Origin of the sequence: Actinopolymorpha sp. B17G11, from assembly GCF_040196095.1 — a bacterium.
In the GTDB taxonomy this organism is placed as follows: domain Bacteria; phylum Actinomycetota; class Actinomycetes; order Propionibacteriales; family Actinopolymorphaceae; genus Thermasporomyces.
The window spans coordinates 519,006-536,729 of sequence record NZ_JBEFTW010000001.1; the positions used below are offsets into that span (position 1 = coordinate 519,006).

Genomic DNA, 17,724 nt, shown 5'->3' on the forward strand with positions numbered 1-17,724 from the left:
TATCTGCGAGTCCTGGGCGTCAGGCCGCGTAGTTGCGGAGCAGCCTCAGTGCGGACTCCGCGTGCGGGCCGGTCATGGTCAGGCCCGAGTTCTCTGGGGCTAGTCGCCGTGCGCCGACGCGGCAGAAGGCCCCGGCTGAGCCAGCGATGACCGAGTCGGCGCCGGACGGGCCGAACTGCCAGATCTCGCCGTCGGGTCCGGTGAGTTCGGCACGGATCGGTGCCGGTTCCTTGCCAGCGAGGCGGAATGCGTACGGGAGGGTCCGGTGGCCGAGCCAGGCGATGTGGCGTAGCCGGGCCGTGTCCGGGTACGGAATGGACAACGGTTCGGCGATGTCCAAGGCGTGGGCCCAGTGTTCGGCCAGGCGGGTGGTGGCCAGGGCCGCTGGGCGCAATGGAGCCGACGCCCAGGCCGAGGCACGGTCGGGGTCGGCCTCGCGGAGGGCTCGCACAGACGCCTCGCGCGCGGCCTGCCATCGCGGATACACGGTGTTCGGCCCGGCGCGTTCGGCGGTCACCCACCGGTCCATGGCCTCGTCCACGCTCACGCCATGGATCATCGGCTGCCCGCCGGGCGCTGCCGCGGCGGCGCTGGTCAGGGTGGACACCACCGATTCTTCGGTCTGGGCAAGGTGCAGCAGCACGTCGACGTTCGTCCAGCCGGCCAGTCCCGACGGCCGGTTCCAGTCCTCCTCGGACAGCCCCGCAAGGATGCTGTCCAGCCGGTCGTACTCGGCCTCGAGGCTGGCGAAAATCTCCATTTCCGTACCGTAGTAGCTCGCCCCGCCCAGCGCCGTCGGCAGACACTTCACGCTCTGCGAGCCCTGCGACTTGCGCCTTGGCCGCCTCGTTCGTCACCTGCCACGAGGGTGATGCGGTGCGAGTTCGGGGCGAAGTTGTCAGCTGGTGCGTGGGTGGGTTTCGTACATCCGGATCGCGACGATGACGCCGGAGACGGCGGTAATGGCGGCGACGGCCCAGATGGCGGCGCGGATGCCGGCGAGGTCGGCGATGGTGCCGGCGAGGAGGGCGCCGACGGCGAATCCGCCGTCGCGCCAGAGCCGGTAGACGCCGACGGCGCGGGCTCGCCACGCGGGGTGGGCCACGTCGCCGATGGCGGCGAGCAGGGTGGGATAGACCATGGCGGTGCCGGCGCCGAGCACCGCTGCGGCGATCGCCCAGGTGGTGAACGTGTCGACGGTGGCGATCGCCGCGAGTGCGGCGGCCTGGATGAGCATTCCCGCGGTGATGAGGTGTTTGCGTCCCCAGCGGTCGGACAGGGGGCCGGTGATGAGCTGGCCCAACCCCCAGACGGCGAGTACGAGTGAGCTCAGGATTCCGATGCCGGAGACGGATATGCCGGCGGTGGCGAACAGGAGTGGGAACAGTCCCCAGGCCAGGCCGTCGTTGAGGTTGTTGACCATTCCGGCCTGGCTTGCCGCGGACAGTGCGGGTTCGCGCAGGCTGGTGAGGACGAGGACCTGCCGATTGGTCAGGTCGGCGTGCAGGTGGTCGTGCCGTCCGTCGGCGCGAGCGGTGTGGGTGCTGGCTTCGTGGCGGGCATGTTCGCGGGTCTCCCGGACGAGAACGCCGGACAGGCCGAGGCCGAGTGCGATGTAGGCCGCGCCGAGCAGGAAGGGGGCTGGGCGGAGCCCGTAGCGGGCGGCGAGATATCCGGTGGCGACGGCTGTCGCCGCGGCTGCTGCGTAGCCGGCTGCCTCGTTGAGGCCCATGGCCAGGCCGCGGCGGTGGGGTCCGGCGAGGTCGATCTTCATGATGACGGTGGTGGACCAGGTCAGGCCCTGGTTGACGCCGAGAAGGACGTTGGCCGCGACGATCCATCCCCAGTTCGGCGCCCAGATCAGCAGCAGGGGTATCGGGATGGCGATGAGCCAGCCGAACAGGAGTACGGGTTTGCGGCCGAAGCGGTCCGACCAGGTTCCCGCGACGTAGTTGGTGGCGGCCTTCGTGATGCCGAAGGCGAGGACGTAGGTGAGCAGGAAGGTGTAGCCGGCCAGGTGGAACACCTGCTCGCCGAGGAGTGGCAGCACGGTGCGTTCCTGCCCGAGCACTCCGCCGACCAGGGCGTTGACGGCGACGAGGAGGCTGAACTGGGCAAGGTTGGCGCGGAGCCCCAGCTGCACGGTGGGTCTGGTGGTGGTCATGCGCCGGTTGCCAGGTCGCGTCCGGTGGCCTGGGCCCAGTCGTCTGGTCCGCCCTGCAGGACCGCGACGTCGGCATAGCCGTGGCGCTGGAGCAGGCTGGCCGCGCCCATGGCGCGTTCGCCGTGTCCGCACATCACCACCAGCGGGCCGGCTGGCACGGCGTCGGCGTGTGCGGTGAGTGAGCCGAGTTCGACGTGGGTGGCTCCGGGCAGGTACCCGGAGACGAACTCGGAGGTCTGGCGGATGTCGAGCACCGTGCGGTTCGTGAGCTGGTCGGCGTGGAGGAGCGTGGTCCGTGCGAGGGGCTGCGCGGCGGCTGTCCAGGACTCCACTCCGCCGGCGAGTTCTCCGGCGAGCTTGGGGTAGCCGATCTTGGCTGCCTGCCAGGCGATCTCCGCCGGGTCCTGATCGGCTCCACGCACGACGACCAGTGACTGGTCGGGGGAGGTGAGCCAGCCCAGCCAGGAGGCGAACGCCGGCCGCAGCGGGATGGACAACGCGCCCGGAATATGGCCGGCGGCGAACTCCTGAACCGGGCGCACGTCGACGACCTGGGCGCTTTCGGCAAGCAACCTCCGCACGGCGTCGACGTCGAGCGGCCGGAGCTGAGGCTCGCCCGGCGGGAGTTCGTACCCGCGGCGGTTGACCTCGGCGAGGCGGAGGAAGTACGGGGGGAAGCTGCCGAGCGATCCGAGGAGTGCCGCGACGAAGGCGTCCTCGTCACCAGCGCGGAGCAGCGGGTTGGTGGCCTTCTCCTCTCCGATGGTGCTGGTGCGCTGGGCACCGGGCGGGGCGGAGCAGAACGAACCCGCCCCGTGGGTGGGCCACACCTGCACGTCGTCGTGAAGGGCTGCCAACCGGTGGAGGGATGCGTACTGCTGGCGGGCCAAGGCCTCCGTCCGTCCAGGGGAGATCAGGTCGGTCCGTGCGGCGGCGCCCACCAGCAGCGACCCACCGGTGAACACCCCGACCGGAGCGTCGCCATCCAGCAGGAGGAACGCCACGTGTTCGGGTGTGTGGCCAGGTGTTGCCAGCGCGCGCAGTCGCAGACCGCCGAGGTCGACCTCCTCCTCGTCACGCAGTCCGGTGTGGCGGAAGTCGCGGTTCCCGGCAGCCGAGGCGACCACGGTGGTCCCGTCGGTCGCTGCCAGCTGGTGGGCACCCGACACGAAGTCGGCATGCAGGTGTGTCTCCGCGGCGAAGGCCAGCGTCAGCCGTCTTCGCTCGGCGACCCGCCGGGTGGAACGCAGGTCGAGGCTGGCATCGACCACCAGAGCCCGCCCGTCCCCGAGATCGACGAGGTAGGTCGAGTTGCCGAGCCCTTCGTCGATCACTGGCACGACATCAACCGAGGTCATCTGTGGTCCCTCCTCGACTGGTAGGTCTACCCTCCCCGCCCCATTGTTATACAGTATTCCAAGGAAGATTGGAGGAACACCGATGGGTGACCGTGCGGCGAAGACGACGCTTCTCGACGCGTTCGCCCGGGTGGGCAAGGCACTGGGCAGCGGCAAGCGCCTCGAGCTGCTGGACCTGCTCGCCCAGGGCGAGCGGACTGTCGAGGCGCTCGCCCGGGCCGCCGATCTGGGACTGACCACGACATCGGCGCACCTGCAGACGCTCAGGCAGGCCAACCTGGTGGCGACCCGGCGGGAGGGCACCAAGATCCACTACCGGCTCGCCGGCGCCGACGTCGCCGCGCTGCTTGCACTCCTCCGGGTCGTGGCGCGCGATCGGCTACCCGACGTGGAGGCCGCAAGAGCGGCATATCTGGGACCGGACACCGAGCAGGTCACCAGGGCCGAGCTGTTACGTCGCGTCGAGGCAGCTGATGTGGTCGTGATCGACGTACGGCCCCGGGAGGAGTACGACGCGGGCCACATTCCCGGCGCCCTCTCGATCCCCGTGGAGGACCTGGCCGACAGGCTCGCCGACATCCCGGTGGACCAGGATGTCGTTGCGTACTGTCGCGGCGCCTTCTGCGTCATGGCGCACGATGCGGTCCGGCTGCTGTCCAGCCGTGGGCGGCGGGCCCGCCGACTCGCCGACGGGATGCTCGAATGGCGGCTTGCGGACCTGCCGGTCGCCACGGCTCCTGGCCCACAGGGCTGAACGAAAGGGAGTTTGTCGACGGAGAATCCGGCGACTTCGATGGCAGCGATGGTGTCGCGGCCGGTGCGGCAGCCGCCCGTTAGGTGGGGCCAGATGGTGGCGTCGAGGACACGCTGGAGTCGCGCCATGCCTTGCGTGTCCGCGCGAAGATCGGGTGGTGGACTGCCACGGTGTTCACCAGGTCACCGGCAGTTCGACGAGCCCGCCGGTGAGAACGTCCTGGCGTATCCGCAGTGTCTCCACATCGACGGCCAGCCGCATGGTCGGGAACCGGGGAAGAAGCTGGGCGAACACCGCCTGCAGCTCGATCCGCGCCAGGGGCGCGCCGATGCAGTAGCGGGCCCCGTGGCCGAAGGTGAGGTGCGCGGCCGCCTGACGACTGACGTCCGCCCGATCTGGGTCGGCGAAGACAGTCGGATCATGGTTGGCGGCGCCGTTGTCCAGCAGGACGAGGTCGCCGGCCCTGACAGCGACACCATCGATCTCCAGGTCGGTTCGTGCGTAGCGGGGGATGCCGGTGCCGCCCTTGCCGGGTGCCCGCAGGATCTCCTCGACGGCGTTCGAGATGAGACTCGGGTCGTCGAGCAGGGCCTGCCACTGGTCGGGGTTGGCCAGCAACAGCAGGGCGCCCAAACCGATCTGGACCACGGTGGTCTCGTGGCCGGCGAACAGCAATGCCATCGACAGGCCCGCAGCCTCGTCGTCGGAGACGCCATCGGTGGCGCACAGCCTTGAGATCACGTCGTCGCCGGGATGCCGACGTTTGTCGGCGACCAGCCGCTTGCCGTAGCCGAACAGCTCAGCCATACCCTGCACAGAGCGGTCCCGGTCGCGTACGTTGCCGGCTGCCTGGGTCCAGGCGCGGAACTGGTCCCTGTCCTCATAGGGAATGCCGAGCAACTCGCAGATCACCAGGATCGGCAACGGAAGGGCCAGGGCAGCGACCAGATCCACCGGGGGAGCTTTCCCGGCCATCTCGTCCAGCAACTGGGTGACCAGGGCATCGACCCGTGGTCGCAGGGAACGCATGTGCCCGGGGGAGAAGTGCGGCTGGAGCAGCGAACGCATCCGCGCATGGTCGACTGCCTCCGTGGCGAAGTTGCCCAGCGGCCCGCCGAACAGCACGGACTCACCGGTGCGAGCCGCGGTCTCCGGCGTGGGATGGGACCGGCCGAGCCGGTCGTCGGCCAGCAGCCGTCGTACCTCTGCGTGGCCGGTGACCAGCCAGGCGTCGTCGCCGACCGCGGTGCGCACCCGATGCACCGTGCCGTCTGACTGCAGCGCGCGCAGGGCTGGTGCGACGTCGAGTGGATGCGTCTGCTCGAACGGCAGCTGAGCCTCCGTGTCCATGCGTCCTCCAGTGTGTATAAGTTCGATTTAACAAAGGTAGTTGTATAGTTCCGGTTATACAAGAGGAGGTCTGACATGGCTGTCGACCGGGAAGCGGTGCGGCCAACGCCCCGGCGGTTGCCCCGTGCCGAACGCAGGGAGCAAATCCTCGCTGCCGCCACCCGGGCGTTCGCCCGTGCTGGATACGCCGCCACAGGTCTCAACGACATCGCCACCGAGGCCGGCATCACCCACGTGATCCTCTACCGGCACTTCGAGTCCAAGAACGATCTCTACCGCGCCGTGCTCGACCGGGCACGCGCCCGGCTTGCCGCCACCGTGGGCACCGACAACTACGACGACACCAGCATCCCCGCGCTTCTTCGTGCCGCCGCCGCCGAACCGGACGGATTTCGGCTGCTGTTCCGCTTCGCCGCGAGGGAGCCGGAGTTCCGCGACGTGGTCGACTCGCTGCGTTCGGCATCGACCGACATCGCCCTCCGGCACCTCTCCGCCGCGATCCCCCAAGGTCCCTGGCGCGACTGGGCGGCTCTCCTGGTGCCAACCGTCACCCTCGAAGCGGTCATTGCCTGGCTGGACGCCGGCCAGCCCGATCCCGACGCCGCCGCCGGCTGCGTCTCCCAAGCCATCCAGGGCGTGATCCAGGCCGCGCAGGGGGGCGCCATGTCGAAAGGGTGAGGAGCCGGCGGGAGGCCGCCGACCTGTTCCTATCCCGGGTACCAGACGATGCGGGGATCGTCTGGACTTCGCTGGTAGGTCCAGGCGTCCTCGATGAGGCGTTCGGTGTCGTACCGCGGCTTCCAGTCGAGCAGAAGCTTGGCTTTCGTGTTGTCCAGCCAGGTCGAGTGGTAGGGCGTCGGCACCTTGACGGTGGGCAGGCCACGCGTTTTCGCGAGGTACTCCGCCACGTTCTGGTAGTTGACCGGCTCGTCCATGCAGATGTTGAACGTCTGGCCGGCGGCGGCCGGGTGTTCCAATCCAAGGGCGATCGCTTCGACAAGATCGCTGACGTGGACGAAGTTGCGCTTCAGCGGCGCGCCGTCGGCGTCCAGCGCGAGCGGGACAGCCTGCTCCGGGATGTCGCCGTCCACGAGCTCGCGCCACGCCGGTCCACCGAACTGGTCGGGACCGAACGAGAGCGTGTACCGGAAGTCGTCCCGCTCCATGATCCAGGGCGCTCGTAGACAGGTGGCGTTCAGGCCGTAGGCGATCTGGTACTGCTCGAGCATGACCTCCTCGAGGACCTTCGACAGTGCGTAACACCCCTGGTAGGCGGTGTGCCGCTGTGTCTCGGTCACCGGGCCGGGGTGTTTGTAGACGAAATGACCGACAGCGGCGTCGCCACCGACGAGGACGAACCGCTGGCAGGTCGGACTCTCCCGCGCTTCTTCGAGCAGCCAGAACAGGCCCTTGACGGCCACGTCCATGATCTCGTCGGGCGTCTCCTTGCAGGTGGCCAGATGAACGACGTGGGTCACGTCCGCCATGGCCCGGCGCGCAGTGTCCCGGTCGGCGATCGTCCCGAAGACACATTCGACACCGTGGACATCGAGGGGTCTGTTGTGGCAGAGCGCGCGGGTCTCACAGCTGCCGAGGAGCTTGTCGATGAGGGCCCGGCCCACCTTGCCGGTGGCGCCGGTGACGAGCAGCCTCATGAGGTCTGCCACTGCGGAAGGTCGAGCAGCACGCTCCCTTCGACGCTTCCCATCGTCTGCCGCGCGCGGGCGCCGTCGAAGAACTGAGACTCGTCGAAGAGCCACGGACGCGTACCGCCAGCCGCCACGTGCCGCTCACGCAGGTCGGCGAGCATGCCCGGTGCCCGGTACGACGGCCACCTGACCCCTGACTGGCAGTAGGACGCGTCGACGAACCAGCGCGGGCTGTCCTCGCCACCGGGCTTGGCGCGACGTGCGTGCCACATCCCCGAGTGCACGATCAGGACCGAACCAGGCGGCACGTCATCGACGGTGACCATCCCCGGGAGATCGGAGTCGCCGAGGAAGGTCAGCGCGTGGCTGTCCGTGGCGTGCCTGTGGGAGCCGGGCACGAAGAGCAGGTCGCCGATCGTGCCGTTGAGCCCGTTGAGGTAGAAGAACACGTGCACCATGAGATGCGAGCGGTTGGTCTGGGGGTACTGCTCGTAGTCCTGGTGCCACGACACCCCCTCCATGCCGGCGTCGTGACGGGCGGCATGGATGTGGTGGAACACGTACCGTCCACCCATGAGCTCGTCGACCATCTCACTCACCCGTGGATGCCAGACGAGTGCGCCGATGTGCTCGTCCTCGTACGCATGCCGCCGCGGCTGCGCCGACACATGCCGGTCCACGGCTGCCTTCAGCGTGTCGATTTCTGCCTTGTCAAGGAATCCAGGAAAGACGACATACCCTTGATCCTGGAATGCCTCCAGCATTTTATTCTCCTTCGGAAGCTTTCTCTTGACGGCTGAATAGTTCGTCTGGCCGACGTGATCCGGATTTTCGCAAATCGGCGCGGTCACAGAGACCTTCAACTCAAGGTCAGGTTTGACGCTAGGTCGGCCCAGGTTTGCGTGTCAACGCGCGTCGACTCGACTTCCGGGACCGGCCGAATGGCACGGCTCCCCACGCCTGAGAGCGGGTCTCGTGCGTCGTGTCGGAGGAGGTTCGGCGCAGGCAGCGCCTCACCTGGCGCGTTCCCAGCCGCGACGCGGAGTTCGCGTGGGGTGGACCGCGCGTGACCGGTAGACGATATACGGGCGGAACAGGTAGCCGACCGGTGCGGTGAACGCGTGCACGAGGCGGGTGAACGGCCACATCGCGAACAGCAGCATGCCGATCAGCGTGTGCAGCTGGAACGACTGCGGCGCTGCCGCCATCGCGCCGATGTCGGGCTGGAGCACGAACAGCGAGCGGAACCACGGTGAGACGGTCGCGCGGTAGTCGTGCTCAGCACCGACGACACCGGCGCCGAGCAGCGTCGTGGCCAGCCCGACGACGATGGCGGCGACGAGGACGACGTACATCGCCTTGTCGTTGCGGGTGGTGGCCATGAACACCGGTCCGGTCGTACGCCGGCGGTAGACGAGGATGGCGATACCGGCGAGGGTGGCGAAGCCGGCGACGCCGCCGAGTAGCAGCGCCTGGACATGGTAGGCACGCTCGGACATCCCGACAGCGGACGTCCAGGAAGCCGGGACGACGAGCCCGATCACGTGGCCGACAACGACGACGAGGATGCCGAAGTGGAACAGCGGGCTGCCGATCCGCAGCAGGCGTGACTCGTAGAGCTCCGAGGACCGCGTGGTCCAGCCGAACTGGTCGTAGCGGTACCGCCAGATCGTGCCCGCCACCAGGATCGCGATCGTGACGTACGGCAGGACGCCCCAGGCCAGGATGTCGAGTGGGCTCATCGGCGGCTGGCTCCTTCCTGCGCCCCGGGCGTCGTGACCGCGAAGGGTTCCAGGCCGACGCTCTCCTGGGGCGGGCCGGTGCGGGCGAGCTTCTGGGCCGCGGCTCTGTCGGCCGGCGACGGGCCGGGAAGCAGTGCGCACACAGCCTCGACGACTCCGGCGTACGCGGAACCCACGTCGCGCAAGGCGAGCCGGAGCAACTCGATACCTGCCCGGTGGTCCTGGAGCAGTGCGAGACCGTCGGCGAGATCCCCGGTGGCGGCGTACTCCAGGGCGACCGGCAGGTAGTCCGGGAGTTCGTTCGCCGAGAGCTCCAGACCACCGCGCCGGTAGCGCTCCTTCAGCGCCGTGAGCGACTGGCCCCGCCGGCGGGTCTCACCGTCGATCCACCAGGTGAGGTAGAGGCAGCAGCGGCGGCGCCGGTCGAAGGTGGCGACGTAGTGCTCGGCGAGTTCGCGTTCGGGGGTTGCCGTGAGGTGGTCGAGGAACCCGCGAAGCGCGGTTCTTGGCGTACCGTCCGGCAGTCCTGTCACGGCGGCATCGACCAACGGGACGCGGGCACGCACGTCCTCGCCGGGGTACTGCAGCAGGATCGACGCGGCCTGGCAGACCACCCGCCCGTGCTGGGAGGTCGTCATGACCCGTCCCTCCCGTCGGTGCTGTCGCGGTGGCGGGGCGGGAAGATCCCTGTGGGCATGCCCTGGCCGTCCCAGTTGAGCAGGTTGATCTGGGTCCGCTTGCGTTCGGGGTCGGCGATACCCTCGCCGGTCTGGCGGTCCTTGAGGGCGTGGAACGTCTCGACCGAGACAGGCGTCGGCCGCCCGGACGCCTCGCCGAAAGGCCCGCTTTCGTACATCCCGGGGCCACCGTCGTAGTCGAGACTGCACCCGATCTCCTCGAGCTGGCGGCCTTCGACCTCGTACGCCGTGGGGATCACGTAGCGCTCGTCGTACTTCGCGATGGCCAACAGCCGGTAGAGGGCGGCGAGCTCCGCGCCGGTGCTGCCGGCCGCCGTCGCGATGGACTCGTCCGGCACGTCGCCGAGGTTGATCGCCCGCATGTACGCACGCATGGCGGACAGCTTCTGCAGCACCCGCCGCACCGGCGCAGGGTCGCCGGCGGTGAACAGTTCCGCGAGGTACTCGATCGGGATACGCATCGCGTCGATGGCGCCGAACAGGTTGTCGACGTCCTCGCCGTCGTGGCCGGTCTCGGCGAGCGCGTCGACGACGGGTGAGAGCGGCGGGACGTACCACACCATCGGCATCGTCCGGAACTCCGGATGCAGCGGCAGCGCCACGCGGTAGTCCTTCGCCAGCGCGTAGACCGGAGAGCGCTGGGCCGCGCTGATCCAGTCCTCGGCGATGCCGTCGCGCCGGGCGGCGGCGATCACGTCCGGGTCGTTCGGATCGAGGAGCACGTCGAGCTGGGCGGCGTACAGCTCCTTCTCGTCGGCGACGGACGCCGCCTCGGTCACCCGGTCGGCGTCGTAGAGGAACAGCCCGATGTAGCGCAACCGGCCCACGCAGGTCTCCGAGCACACCGTCGGCTGGCCCACCTCGACCCGGGGATAGCAGAACGTGCACTTCTCCGCCTTGCCGGTGCGGTGGTTGAAGTAGACCTTCTTGTACGGACACCCGGTCACGCACATCCGCCAACCGCGGCACCTGTCCTGGTCGACCAGCACGATGCCGTCCTCGGCCCGTTTGTACATCGCGCCGGACGGGCACGACGCCACGCACGACGGGTTGAGGCAGTGCTCGCAGATCCGCGGCAGGTAGAACATGAACGTCCGCTCGTACTCGAGGCGGATCTTGTCCTCTGCCTGTTTGCGACCCGTTCCACGATCGGGTCGGCATCTGCCACCTCCGCGCCCCCGCCGAGGCTGTCGTCCCAGTTCGCGCTCCATTCCACCTGCATCGGCTCGCCGGAGATCAGTGACTTGGGTTGGGCGACCGGAAAGTCGTCGCCGAGAGGCGCGTTGGTGAGGTTCTCGTAGTCGTAGGTCCAGGGCTCGTAGTAGTCGCGGATGTTCGGCAGCACCGGGTTGGCGAAGATGGTGAGCAGCTTGCGGAACCGGCCGCCGGCCTTGAGCTTCAGCCGGCCGCTCTTCGTACGCACCCAGCCGCCCTTCCACACCGTCGTGACCGGCTCACTCGTCGCGCGCATCGGGTCGACCCTCCGGCTGGTCGCGACCTGGCAACTCTCCTTCCTCTACGCCGCCGCGTTCGGCGGTTTCGTCGCGTTCAGCGTCTATCTGCCCACCTACCTCGTCACCGCCTATGACCTGCAGCGCTCCGACGCCGGCCTGCGCACGGCGGGCTTCGTCGTCGTCGCCGTCCTCACGCGACCTGTCGGCGGATGGCTGGCGGACCGGATCGGTGCGGTGCCCGTCCTCGCGTGGGGGTATGCGGTCGTGGCCGTGCTCGCTCTCGTCGCCGCGTTCGAACCGCCGCTGATCCCGGTCGGGACGGTCGCCTTCCTCGGCATGGCCGCCGCCCTCGGATCATCCTCTGGTGCGGTGTTCGCACTCGTCGCCCGGGTCGTGCCACCGGAGCGGGTCGGCGCGGTCACCGGCGTCGTCGGCGCCGCCGGTGGCCTCGGTGGCTTCTTCCCGCCACTCGTCATGGGCGCGGTCTACGGCCTTGCCCTCGACTACACCTGGGGATACGGCCTCCTCGCCCTCACCGCCGCGCTGGCCTGCACGTTCACCGCCACCGCCGTGCGCCGCCGCGTGTCGACCGTCCCCCAGTGACGCGGACTCCGCGACTCTGGCTCTGCTTTATCGCGAGCTGTCGCGAGGATTTCGTCGGCCCCTTCTTCCCACGGGCTTTCATAACGCACATTCCAGGCCCGCTCCCGAGGCACGAATAGTGCGAGACACAGGCGAGTGATCAGTCCTTCATGGTACGAAGGAATCGGGCTCGCCGGCATGAGCAATTCCTCTGTCGGCAGCAACTCGGGCACACCGTGGTGATATTCATTTCTGCACCGAAGGCACGGTGATCAGTCATGTGGTTGCTGAGACTTCCAGGGGTGTACGCACCGCAGCACGACACGCGGCTGCTTGTCGAGTCGCTGTGGCGCGAGTCGGTGTCTGACTACGCGAGTGTCCTCGACATCTGCACGGGTACGGGTGCAATTGCGGTCGCGGCGGCCCGCGGCGGGGCGAAGAATGTCACCGCCGTCGACATTTCCCGGCGTGCGGTCTGGACAGCCCGGGCCAATGCGTTCTTCTGCCGCCTTCCGCTCGAGGTACGCCGGGGGCATCTGCTCGATCCCGTCCTGGACCAACGCTTCAGTCTGGTTCTGGCAAATCCGCCGTACGTGCCGACGCGAACCGTGAGGTCGTGGACGGACGGTCGCCGGCAGCAGTCCTCCCCTCGCTGGGACGCGGGACCTGACGGTCGGGCCGTCCTCGATCCGCTGTGCGCGATGTTGCCTCGTGTGCTCACGGCGTCCGGAATTCTGTTGCTGGTCCAGTCCGCGTTGTGCGGCGTGGACAGGACCATCCGTCAGCTGCGGGAGGCGGGCCTTCATGCCCGTGTCCGCGACCGGTTGAAGGTGCCGTTCGGGCCGGTGATGAGCCGACGGGCGCGCTGGCTCGAACAGCAGGGCTACATCCGCCAGGGACAACGAGATGATGAGTTGGTCGTGATCCGTGCCAGCCGAGAGTGAGTCGATCGGCCGCGACGCGCCAGGTCGCGATGAGTCGTGCCAGTGTCGGGACTGTCGACATCACGACTGGGAACATCGCGCGGTCAGGATCGTGCCCGATGGCCCAATCTTGATCGAGGGACCCGTGGAACTCGTCCATGACGAAGGCATCGTGCGGTCCGACCGCTTCATCGTGGCCGTATGCACGTGCCGACGGAGCAACACCTATCCCCTCTGCGACACGAGCCATCGACGTCGCACCCGCGGACGGCGGGACATGGGCGCCTAACCCCTTGTCCGCAAGGACGACTGGCCGCGGTCCCAGGAAGTCAACAGGTGCGCGGTGACCCTGCCCTCAAGCCATGTCGTCGCGTCGATGCCGAAGACGATCGAGGGACCGAGGTCAGGTTCGTGGCTCACCAGGTCGCCGATGACATCGTGACGCATCACCTGCTCATGCACGGCGTCGGCCTCGACGTGTTCGAGGTAGAAGGTCAGGCAGGCGTCCGGGGCTCCCAGTCGTTCAAGGGCCCGGGTCATCCGGCGGGCGCTCGGCGCCGTCGTGATCTCGGCCGCCGCGAAGTGCCCGACCAGTGCTCCCCGGAGCGAACGATGCAGGCCGAGCAAGGACATGAGGTTCACGGTTGCGATCATTTCTGCCGGGGCCGCGTCGAGGTAGTAGCCGTAGCGCGTATCGAGACCGAGACCCGCCATGAGATCTGCGAAGAGCTGGGAATGTGCACGGGCTGGCCGTCCGGCACCGAACTCGTCGTACTCGACAGCCACCAGGGATGCTTTCGCCTGGCCGGTCAGGCGAGGGATGACCCAGGCATGCGGATCCGCCTCCTTGAGGTGATAGAGCGACCGCATGGCGATGTGCTCGCGGAGCTGCCACATCTCACCAATGTCTCTCAGATGCTGGGAAACTCCTTCGGCTTCGAGCGGCTCGGCCAGAAGTGGTTCGAGCGCCTGCCCGATGTCATTACTGGGAACGACGTCCCGGTGCAGTGCGGTGAGAAACGCGCGCTCCATCTCGCCGCGGAACCGCAACAGATCGGGATCCCATTCCCACTGCCCGTCCACACCAGCGAACGACCGATAGTGCAGTTCGTAACAGGTGTAGAGGGCGAGTTGCAGGTCGTCGCTGTAGGCATCGACCGCGACGATCGGGTCACGATCCAGGAGTGCCGACGCTCCGCCGCCGCTCAATGCCTGCGTTACCGCCGACGACAGGTGCCCGCGCGGGGTCGGAAGAACAGGCTCATGGCGAGCCGACCGCTGGGCTCCGCCTGGTGCTGGGTTCCCGGGCTCCACACCAGCCGCCGAGCCGCTCACGTGCGTCGGTCTACCCGTCGCCATGGTGGGCAAACCGTTGGGGGACGTCCTCCTCCCGCGCCGTCAGGTCGATGAGCATGTCGACGATCGCCATCGGTCCGGACGGGGCGACCTCTCGCTGCCGGGCCGCTCCCGTCCCGGTCCGGCGGGTCCGCTCCACCAGATCCTGGACGAGTGGGAGATCGCCGCACTCGTCCAGTTGTGTGCGTACGTGCCGAAGCAACCGGCGAAGTAGTTCCATGGCCGGGATTCTGCCGCCCTGGATGGGATCGATGGCAGGACCGCGGAGTCCATGTCGCGCTGCACTCCACATTGCGGCGGCGGCGCTCTGGTCGGAGAACTCCGGAACCTCCCGGCCGGCTTCGACATCGACAAGAGCCCGCCGGACCAGCGCCCGGGTGAGCGCCGCCTGCAGCACAGTGTCCGCGACGCTCGCGCACGCGTCGGCGACGCGGATCTCAACCGTGGGGAACCGCCGTGACGGACGCGCCAACCAGAACGTCATGTCCGCGTCGACGAGCATTCCCGCATCGATCAGTCGTTGCAGCTCGTCCTCATAATGAGCGACCGAACGGAAGTGCGGCGGAATTCCCGCGCCGGGAAACTGCGACTGGAGAATGATCCGCCAACTGTCATACGACGTGTCACGGCCGCGGTCAAACGCGGAGTTTGCCGACAGGGCAAGCAGAGTGGGAAGCCACGGACGCAGCCGGTTCACCACCTGGAGGGCACTCTCCCGGTCCAGGGTTCCCACGTGGACGTGGCATCCGCACGCCTGGTACGTGCGTACGGATTCGGCGTACAGCTCGGTGATGCGGGCAAAGCGGTCGCCGGCCATGACGGGCGGTGCCTTGTCGAACAACACGGGATGGCCGACAGAAACCAGCCGCGCATCCTCCTCGAGTGCCACGAGACACAGCAGTGCCCGGAGGGTCTCGAGCTCCTTGCGGATGTCCTCTGTGGTGGCGCACGGGCTCGTGGCAGCCTCGATCTGGGTGGCGACGAGCTCGGGATGCAGTTCGGCGTGCGCAGGCAGTGCGCCGGTGGCTCGGGCACGGTCGAGGACCCGCTGAGCCACCGGCGAGGGCCTTCGGGACACCGGGTCGACCAGGAGGTACTCCTCCTCGACGCCGACCGTCTCGACGACCATGGCCGCCCCTTGTCCTCACGTGCGTCGGCGTCCATCACCGCGTCGACGCGAGCACGGGGAGGGGGCGCCAAGATCTGCCTCCAGGCTTCGCCCTTGGTCGTACCCAGCCGTGGTCGCGACAAGCCAGCGACACGAAAGGAGGCAAGGCCCTCGCATGGGTCCGCGTCCGCCTACGATCCAGGAATGGATGTGGGCGGAACGGATGCATGGTGAGCGCGCGGTTTCGGGTGTTGGACTCGCGGCCTACCCAGATGGGTGAGATCAGCCTGCGGCGCAGGTGGGATCCCCAGGTCGGCAAAGAGGTGTACGAGATCAAGCTGGACGACGAGTTCTTGATGTCGAGCCTGTTCACGGTTGCCGAGGTGCAGCTGGCGCACCTCGCGCTCGGCAGCCTGTCCGGGACCGAGGTCGATGTGGCCGTGGGTGGGCTCGGACTCGGTTTCACCGCCAGTGCCGTACTGGATCACCCGAATGTGCGTTCGTTGGTTGTCGTCGAGGCGCTGGGTGAGGTGATCGACTGGCACCAAGGTGGGTTGATACCCGCAGGGGCCGAGGTGACATCCGACCGGCGGTGCCGGCTCGTCAATGGCGACTTCTTCGCCATGCTCCGGTCCGGTACGGGGCCAGATCCTGCCGAGCCGGGCCGGCGGTTCCACGCGATCATCGTCGACATCGATCACTCTCCGCGCCACGTCCTGGCTCCCAGTCATGCCGAGTTCTATCTGCCGGCGGGACTGCGGCGGCTCGCCGAGCACCTCCATCCCGGTGGCGTCTTCGCACTCTGGTCGAACGATCCGCCCGACCAGGAGTTCGTCGCCGTCCTCGCCGAAGTCTTCGCAGCGGCAGAAGCCGAGGTCGTCCGCTTCCACAACCCCTTGCAGGGACGCGAGGCAGTCAACACTGTCTACGTGGCCCGAACACCATCGCGGTAACGAACCGCGCCCGGCCCGCCGCAGCCGCCTTGGCAGGGAGTCAGCAGGCTGACTCGAGGACGAGTACGGGAATCCGACGTGGCCGCTGTCGTCGTGAGCATGACGATGGGTAGATCCGAGAGCCACGAGGGCGCGGTGGTCCGCCCGCGCGTCAGGCGATACACCCACTCATCGATCGGCTGTTGGATACGCGTGTGCAGCCAGATCATCGGTCGGGCGCGCCTTCGTCCTCTGCCGTACGCTCGAGGACCCGTCAGCGATGCGGGCACAGCTGAGGACCTTCGGCAGTTGGTCGGTGCGCTGCTCAATGCCCGATGAGCCGCACCCAGCTGAGCCAACCCTGCCGGCCAGTCGATCGAGGTCTTCGTGCGGAACCACCAGACGGGCGCGTAGTTGCGGCTCGTACTGTATGACGTCAGGGACGTAGAGATCGCGATCGGATCAGCAGCAACGGCCCGTACGGTACGACGACGAGTTGCGCCCGACACCCTCGGCGCCCACGCCATGGAGGAAGGCCGATGAGCCCGCTGTCCGCACGTATCACCCACCTTGAACGCTCCACCATCAGGTCCCGTTACCCGCGCACCATCGGCCGCAATGCCCGGCTCGGCAGTCATGGTTCTGGCCCCGAGAGCCAGGTCGTCATCCTCCACACCGATTCCGGCATCAGTGGCTGGGGTCTGGTGGCCGGCGCAGTCCCGCCCGCCGAACAGGTGGTCGGTCGTACGGTGGCTGAGCTGTTCGACCCGGCCGTCGGCACCGTCGATGCGACCGTCCTCGGTCTGGACTTCGCGCTGCACGACCTGGCCGGTCAGCTGCTGAACCTGCCGGTCCACCAGCTGCTCGGCGCGTGTGGCGAGTCGTCGATACCGGCGTACGACGGTGCGATCTACTTCGACGACCTGGACCCCCAGGACGCACCGTCCGGCGTCGCCGCGCCGCTGGCGAACTGCGCCGCGGACTACGCGATGGGGTACCGCGCGTTCAAACTCAAGATCGGTCGCGGCAACCGGTGGCTCGACCGTGCAGCCGGGGACGCCCGCGACATCGAGGTCACCCACGCCGTCCGCGCGGCCTACCCGGATGCGCACCTCCTGGTCGATGCCAATGACGGTTATGACTGCGACGGGTTCCTGCGGTATCTCGACGCCGTTGCCGAATGCGACCTGTACTGGGTGGAGGAGCCGTTTCTGGATGACGCCGACGACCTCACCCGGCTTCGGAAGGCCCTGGACCGGGCCGGGTCGTCGACGCTCATCGCCGAGGGTGAGACCGACCCGGACGTCGCACAACTGCTGCGGTTCGCCGAGGCCGGCGTGATCGACGTGGTCCTACTGGACATCGTGTCGTACGGCTTTACCGCCTGGCGATCCTTGCTGCCGCGACTCGCGGACCTTGGCGTCACCGCCTCGCCGCATGCCTGGGGAGTGCCGCTCAAGACGTTGTACGCCGCACAGCTCGCCGCCGGTCTCGGCAACGTGGGTGTGGTGGAAGGCGTCCCCGGCCAGACCCTGGGCGCCGACACCAGCGGCTACCGGTTCGACGACGGTCTGCTCACGGTGCCCGATTCGCCCGGCTTCGGGATCCCCCTCGACCCGATCTCCACCCCGAATACATGAGACGGCCCTTGGGC

General features: G+C 68.2%; 17 protein-coding genes and 1 pseudogene. 7 read left to right on the forward strand and 11 right to left on the reverse strand.

The genetic code is table 11. The annotated features are described in order from the left end of the window. Positions 1–19: 19 nt before the first annotated feature. From ABN028_RS02305 to ABN028_RS02315, 3 genes are all read right to left on the reverse strand, one after another. On the reverse strand, positions 20–760 hold the full coding sequence (locus ABN028_RS02305; RefSeq protein ID WP_349695442.1) for a maleylpyruvate isomerase family mycothiol-dependent enzyme: 741 nt from the start codon (positions 758–760) through the stop codon (positions 20–22). A gap of 138 nt (positions 761–898) precedes the next feature. Then, on the reverse strand, positions 899–2,164 hold the full coding sequence (locus ABN028_RS02310) for an MFS transporter (RefSeq protein ID WP_349695443.1): 1,266 nt from the start codon (positions 2,162–2,164) through the stop codon (positions 899–901). Beyond that, positions 2,161–3,522 (reverse strand): rhodanese-like domain-containing protein, encoded by a 1,362-nt coding sequence (locus ABN028_RS02315; RefSeq protein ID WP_349695444.1) that lies wholly within the window; start codon positions 3,520–3,522, stop codon positions 2,161–2,163. Before ABN028_RS02315 ends, ABN028_RS02310 begins: the two co-directional genes overlap by 4 nt. Before the next feature lie 82 nt (positions 3,523–3,604). Here ABN028_RS02315 and ABN028_RS02320 point away from each other — a divergent pair, with 82 nt between their 5' ends. Then, positions 3,605–4,276 (forward strand): ArsR/SmtB family transcription factor, encoded by a 672-nt coding sequence (locus ABN028_RS02320; RefSeq protein ID WP_349695445.1) that lies wholly within the window; start codon positions 3,605–3,607, stop codon positions 4,274–4,276. A 174-nt stretch (positions 4,277–4,450) separates the two neighbouring features. On the opposite strand, the gene ABN028_RS02325 is transcribed toward ABN028_RS02320, so the two are convergent. After that, the gene (locus ABN028_RS02325; RefSeq protein WP_349695446.1) at positions 4,451–5,626 is read right to left on the reverse strand and encodes a cytochrome P450; all 1,176 of its coding nucleotides are present in this window, start codon (positions 5,624–5,626) and stop codon (positions 4,451–4,453) included. 75 nt (positions 5,627–5,701) lie between these two features. On the opposite strand from ABN028_RS02325, the gene ABN028_RS02330 reads away from it, so the two are divergent. Beyond that, the gene (locus ABN028_RS02330; RefSeq protein ID WP_349695447.1) at positions 5,702–6,304 is read left to right on the forward strand and encodes a TetR/AcrR family transcriptional regulator; all 603 of its coding nucleotides are present in this window, start codon (positions 5,702–5,704) and stop codon (positions 6,302–6,304) included. 29 nt (positions 6,305–6,333) lie between these two features. Here ABN028_RS02330 and ABN028_RS02335 read toward each other — a convergent pair whose 3' ends face one another. From ABN028_RS02335 to narH, 5 genes and pseudogenes are all read right to left on the reverse strand, one after another. Then, entirely contained in the window at positions 6,334–7,281 is a 948-nt protein-coding gene (locus ABN028_RS02335; RefSeq protein ID WP_349695448.1) for an NAD-dependent epimerase/dehydratase family protein, read from the reverse strand. Next, positions 7,278–8,039 carry a phytanoyl-CoA dioxygenase family protein gene (locus tag ABN028_RS02340; RefSeq protein ID WP_349695449.1) on the reverse strand — a complete coding sequence of 254 codons (762 nt, stop codon included), beginning with the start codon at positions 8,037–8,039 and terminating at the stop codon, positions 7,278–7,280. The genes ABN028_RS02335 and ABN028_RS02340 overlap by 4 nt, the downstream gene beginning before the upstream one ends. 249 nt (positions 8,040–8,288) lie before the next feature. Further along, the gene (gene narI, locus ABN028_RS02345; protein WP_349695450.1) at positions 8,289–9,017 is read right to left on the reverse strand and encodes a respiratory nitrate reductase subunit gamma; all 729 of its coding nucleotides are present in this window, start codon (positions 9,015–9,017) and stop codon (positions 8,289–8,291) included. Then, entirely contained in the window at positions 9,014–9,655 is a 642-nt protein-coding gene (narJ, locus tag ABN028_RS02350; protein WP_349695451.1) for a nitrate reductase molybdenum cofactor assembly chaperone, read from the reverse strand. The genes narI and narJ overlap by 4 nt, the downstream gene beginning before the upstream one ends. Before the next feature lie 287 nt (positions 9,656–9,942). Further along, a pseudogene (gene narH / locus ABN028_RS02355) lies at positions 9,943–11,153 on the reverse strand (nitrate reductase subunit beta); the annotation flags it as partial. On the opposite strand from narH, the gene ABN028_RS02360 reads away from it, so the two are divergent. The 3 genes from ABN028_RS02360 (at position 11,074) to ABN028_RS02370 (ending at position 12,963) form a co-directional block, all read left to right on the forward strand. Then, on the forward strand, positions 11,074–11,772 hold the full coding sequence (locus ABN028_RS02360; RefSeq protein WP_349695452.1) for an MFS transporter: 699 nt from the start codon (positions 11,074–11,076) through the stop codon (positions 11,770–11,772). The pseudogene narH and the gene ABN028_RS02360 overlap by 80 nt on opposite strands. A 257-nt stretch (positions 11,773–12,029) precedes the next feature. After that, positions 12,030–12,695: a HemK2/MTQ2 family protein methyltransferase gene (locus ABN028_RS02365; RefSeq protein ID WP_349695453.1), complete on the forward strand. Its 666-nt coding sequence runs from the start codon at positions 12,030–12,032 to the stop codon at positions 12,693–12,695. A gap of 91 nt (positions 12,696–12,786) precedes the next feature. Beyond that, complete coding sequence (locus ABN028_RS02370) at positions 12,787–12,963, forward strand: CDGSH iron-sulfur domain-containing protein (protein ID WP_349695454.1); 177 nt, start codon at positions 12,787–12,789, stop codon at positions 12,961–12,963. On the opposite strand, the gene ABN028_RS02375 is transcribed toward ABN028_RS02370, so the two are convergent. Together ABN028_RS02375 and ABN028_RS02380 are read right to left on the reverse strand one after the other, a co-directional pair. Then, positions 12,960–14,009, reverse strand: a complete 1,050-nt coding sequence (locus ABN028_RS02375) for an iron-containing redox enzyme family protein (RefSeq protein ID WP_349695455.1) — start codon at positions 14,007–14,009, stop codon at positions 12,960–12,962. The two genes, ABN028_RS02370 and ABN028_RS02375, sit on opposite strands and share 4 nt — an antisense overlap. Before the next feature lie 10 nt (positions 14,010–14,019). Beyond that, positions 14,020–15,159 (reverse strand): carboxylate-amine ligase, encoded by a 1,140-nt coding sequence (locus ABN028_RS02380; RefSeq protein ID WP_349695456.1) that lies wholly within the window; start codon positions 15,157–15,159, stop codon positions 14,020–14,022. 251 nt (positions 15,160–15,410) lie between these two features. On the opposite strand from ABN028_RS02380, the gene ABN028_RS02385 reads away from it, so the two are divergent. Together ABN028_RS02385 and ABN028_RS02390 are read left to right on the forward strand one after the other, a co-directional pair. Next, entirely contained in the window at positions 15,411–16,091 is a 681-nt protein-coding gene (locus ABN028_RS02385; protein WP_349328781.1) for a spermine/spermidine synthase domain-containing protein, read from the forward strand. A gap of 518 nt (positions 16,092–16,609) precedes the next feature. Then, positions 16,610–17,710: an enolase C-terminal domain-like protein gene (locus ABN028_RS02390; protein ID WP_349695457.1), complete on the forward strand. Its 1,101-nt coding sequence runs from the start codon at positions 16,610–16,612 to the stop codon at positions 17,708–17,710. Positions 17,711–17,724: the final 14 nt, after the last annotated feature.

What these genes read in the sequence shown, in the direction of transcription:
- ABN028_RS02305 (WP_349695442.1), bottom strand. Translation starts at nt 760, where the DNA reads ATGGAGATTTTCGCCAGCCTCGAGGCCGAGTACGACCGGCTGGACAGC.
- ABN028_RS02310 (WP_349695443.1), bottom strand. Translation starts at nt 2,164, where the DNA reads ATGACCACCACCAGACCCACCGTGCAGCTGGGGCTCCGCGCCAACCTT.
- ABN028_RS02315 (WP_349695444.1), bottom strand. Translation starts at nt 3,522, where the DNA reads ATGACCTCGGTTGATGTCGTGCCAGTGATCGACGAAGGGCTCGGCAAC.
- ABN028_RS02320 (WP_349695445.1), top strand. Translation starts at nt 3,605, where the DNA reads ATGGGTGACCGTGCGGCGAAGACGACGCTTCTCGACGCGTTCGCCCGG.
- ABN028_RS02325 (WP_349695446.1), bottom strand. Translation starts at nt 5,626, where the DNA reads ATGGACACGGAGGCTCAGCTGCCGTTCGAGCAGACGCATCCACTCGAC.
- ABN028_RS02330 (WP_349695447.1), top strand. Translation starts at nt 5,702, where the DNA reads ATGGCTGTCGACCGGGAAGCGGTGCGGCCAACGCCCCGGCGGTTGCCC.
- ABN028_RS02335 (WP_349695448.1), bottom strand. Translation starts at nt 7,281, where the DNA reads ATGAGGCTGCTCGTCACCGGCGCCACCGGCAAGGTGGGCCGGGCCCTC.
- ABN028_RS02340 (WP_349695449.1), bottom strand. Translation starts at nt 8,039, where the DNA reads ATGCTGGAGGCATTCCAGGATCAAGGGTATGTCGTCTTTCCTGGATTC.
- narI (WP_349695450.1), bottom strand. Translation starts at nt 9,017, where the DNA reads ATGAGCCCACTCGACATCCTGGCCTGGGGCGTCCTGCCGTACGTCACG.
- narJ (WP_349695451.1), bottom strand. Translation starts at nt 9,655, where the DNA reads ATGACGACCTCCCAGCACGGGCGGGTGGTCTGCCAGGCCGCGTCGATC.
- ABN028_RS02360 (WP_349695452.1), top strand. Translation starts at nt 11,074, where the DNA reads ATGGTGAGCAGCTTGCGGAACCGGCCGCCGGCCTTGAGCTTCAGCCGG.
- ABN028_RS02365 (WP_349695453.1), top strand. Translation starts at nt 12,030, where the DNA reads ATGTGGTTGCTGAGACTTCCAGGGGTGTACGCACCGCAGCACGACACG.
- ABN028_RS02380 (WP_349695456.1), bottom strand. Translation starts at nt 15,159, where the DNA reads ATGGTCGTCGAGACGGTCGGCGTCGAGGAGGAGTACCTCCTGGTCGAC.
- ABN028_RS02385 (WP_349328781.1), top strand. Translation starts at nt 15,411, where the DNA reads ATGGGTGAGATCAGCCTGCGGCGCAGGTGGGATCCCCAGGTCGGCAAA.
- ABN028_RS02390 (WP_349695457.1), top strand. Translation starts at nt 16,610, where the DNA reads ATGAGCCCGCTGTCCGCACGTATCACCCACCTTGAACGCTCCACCATC.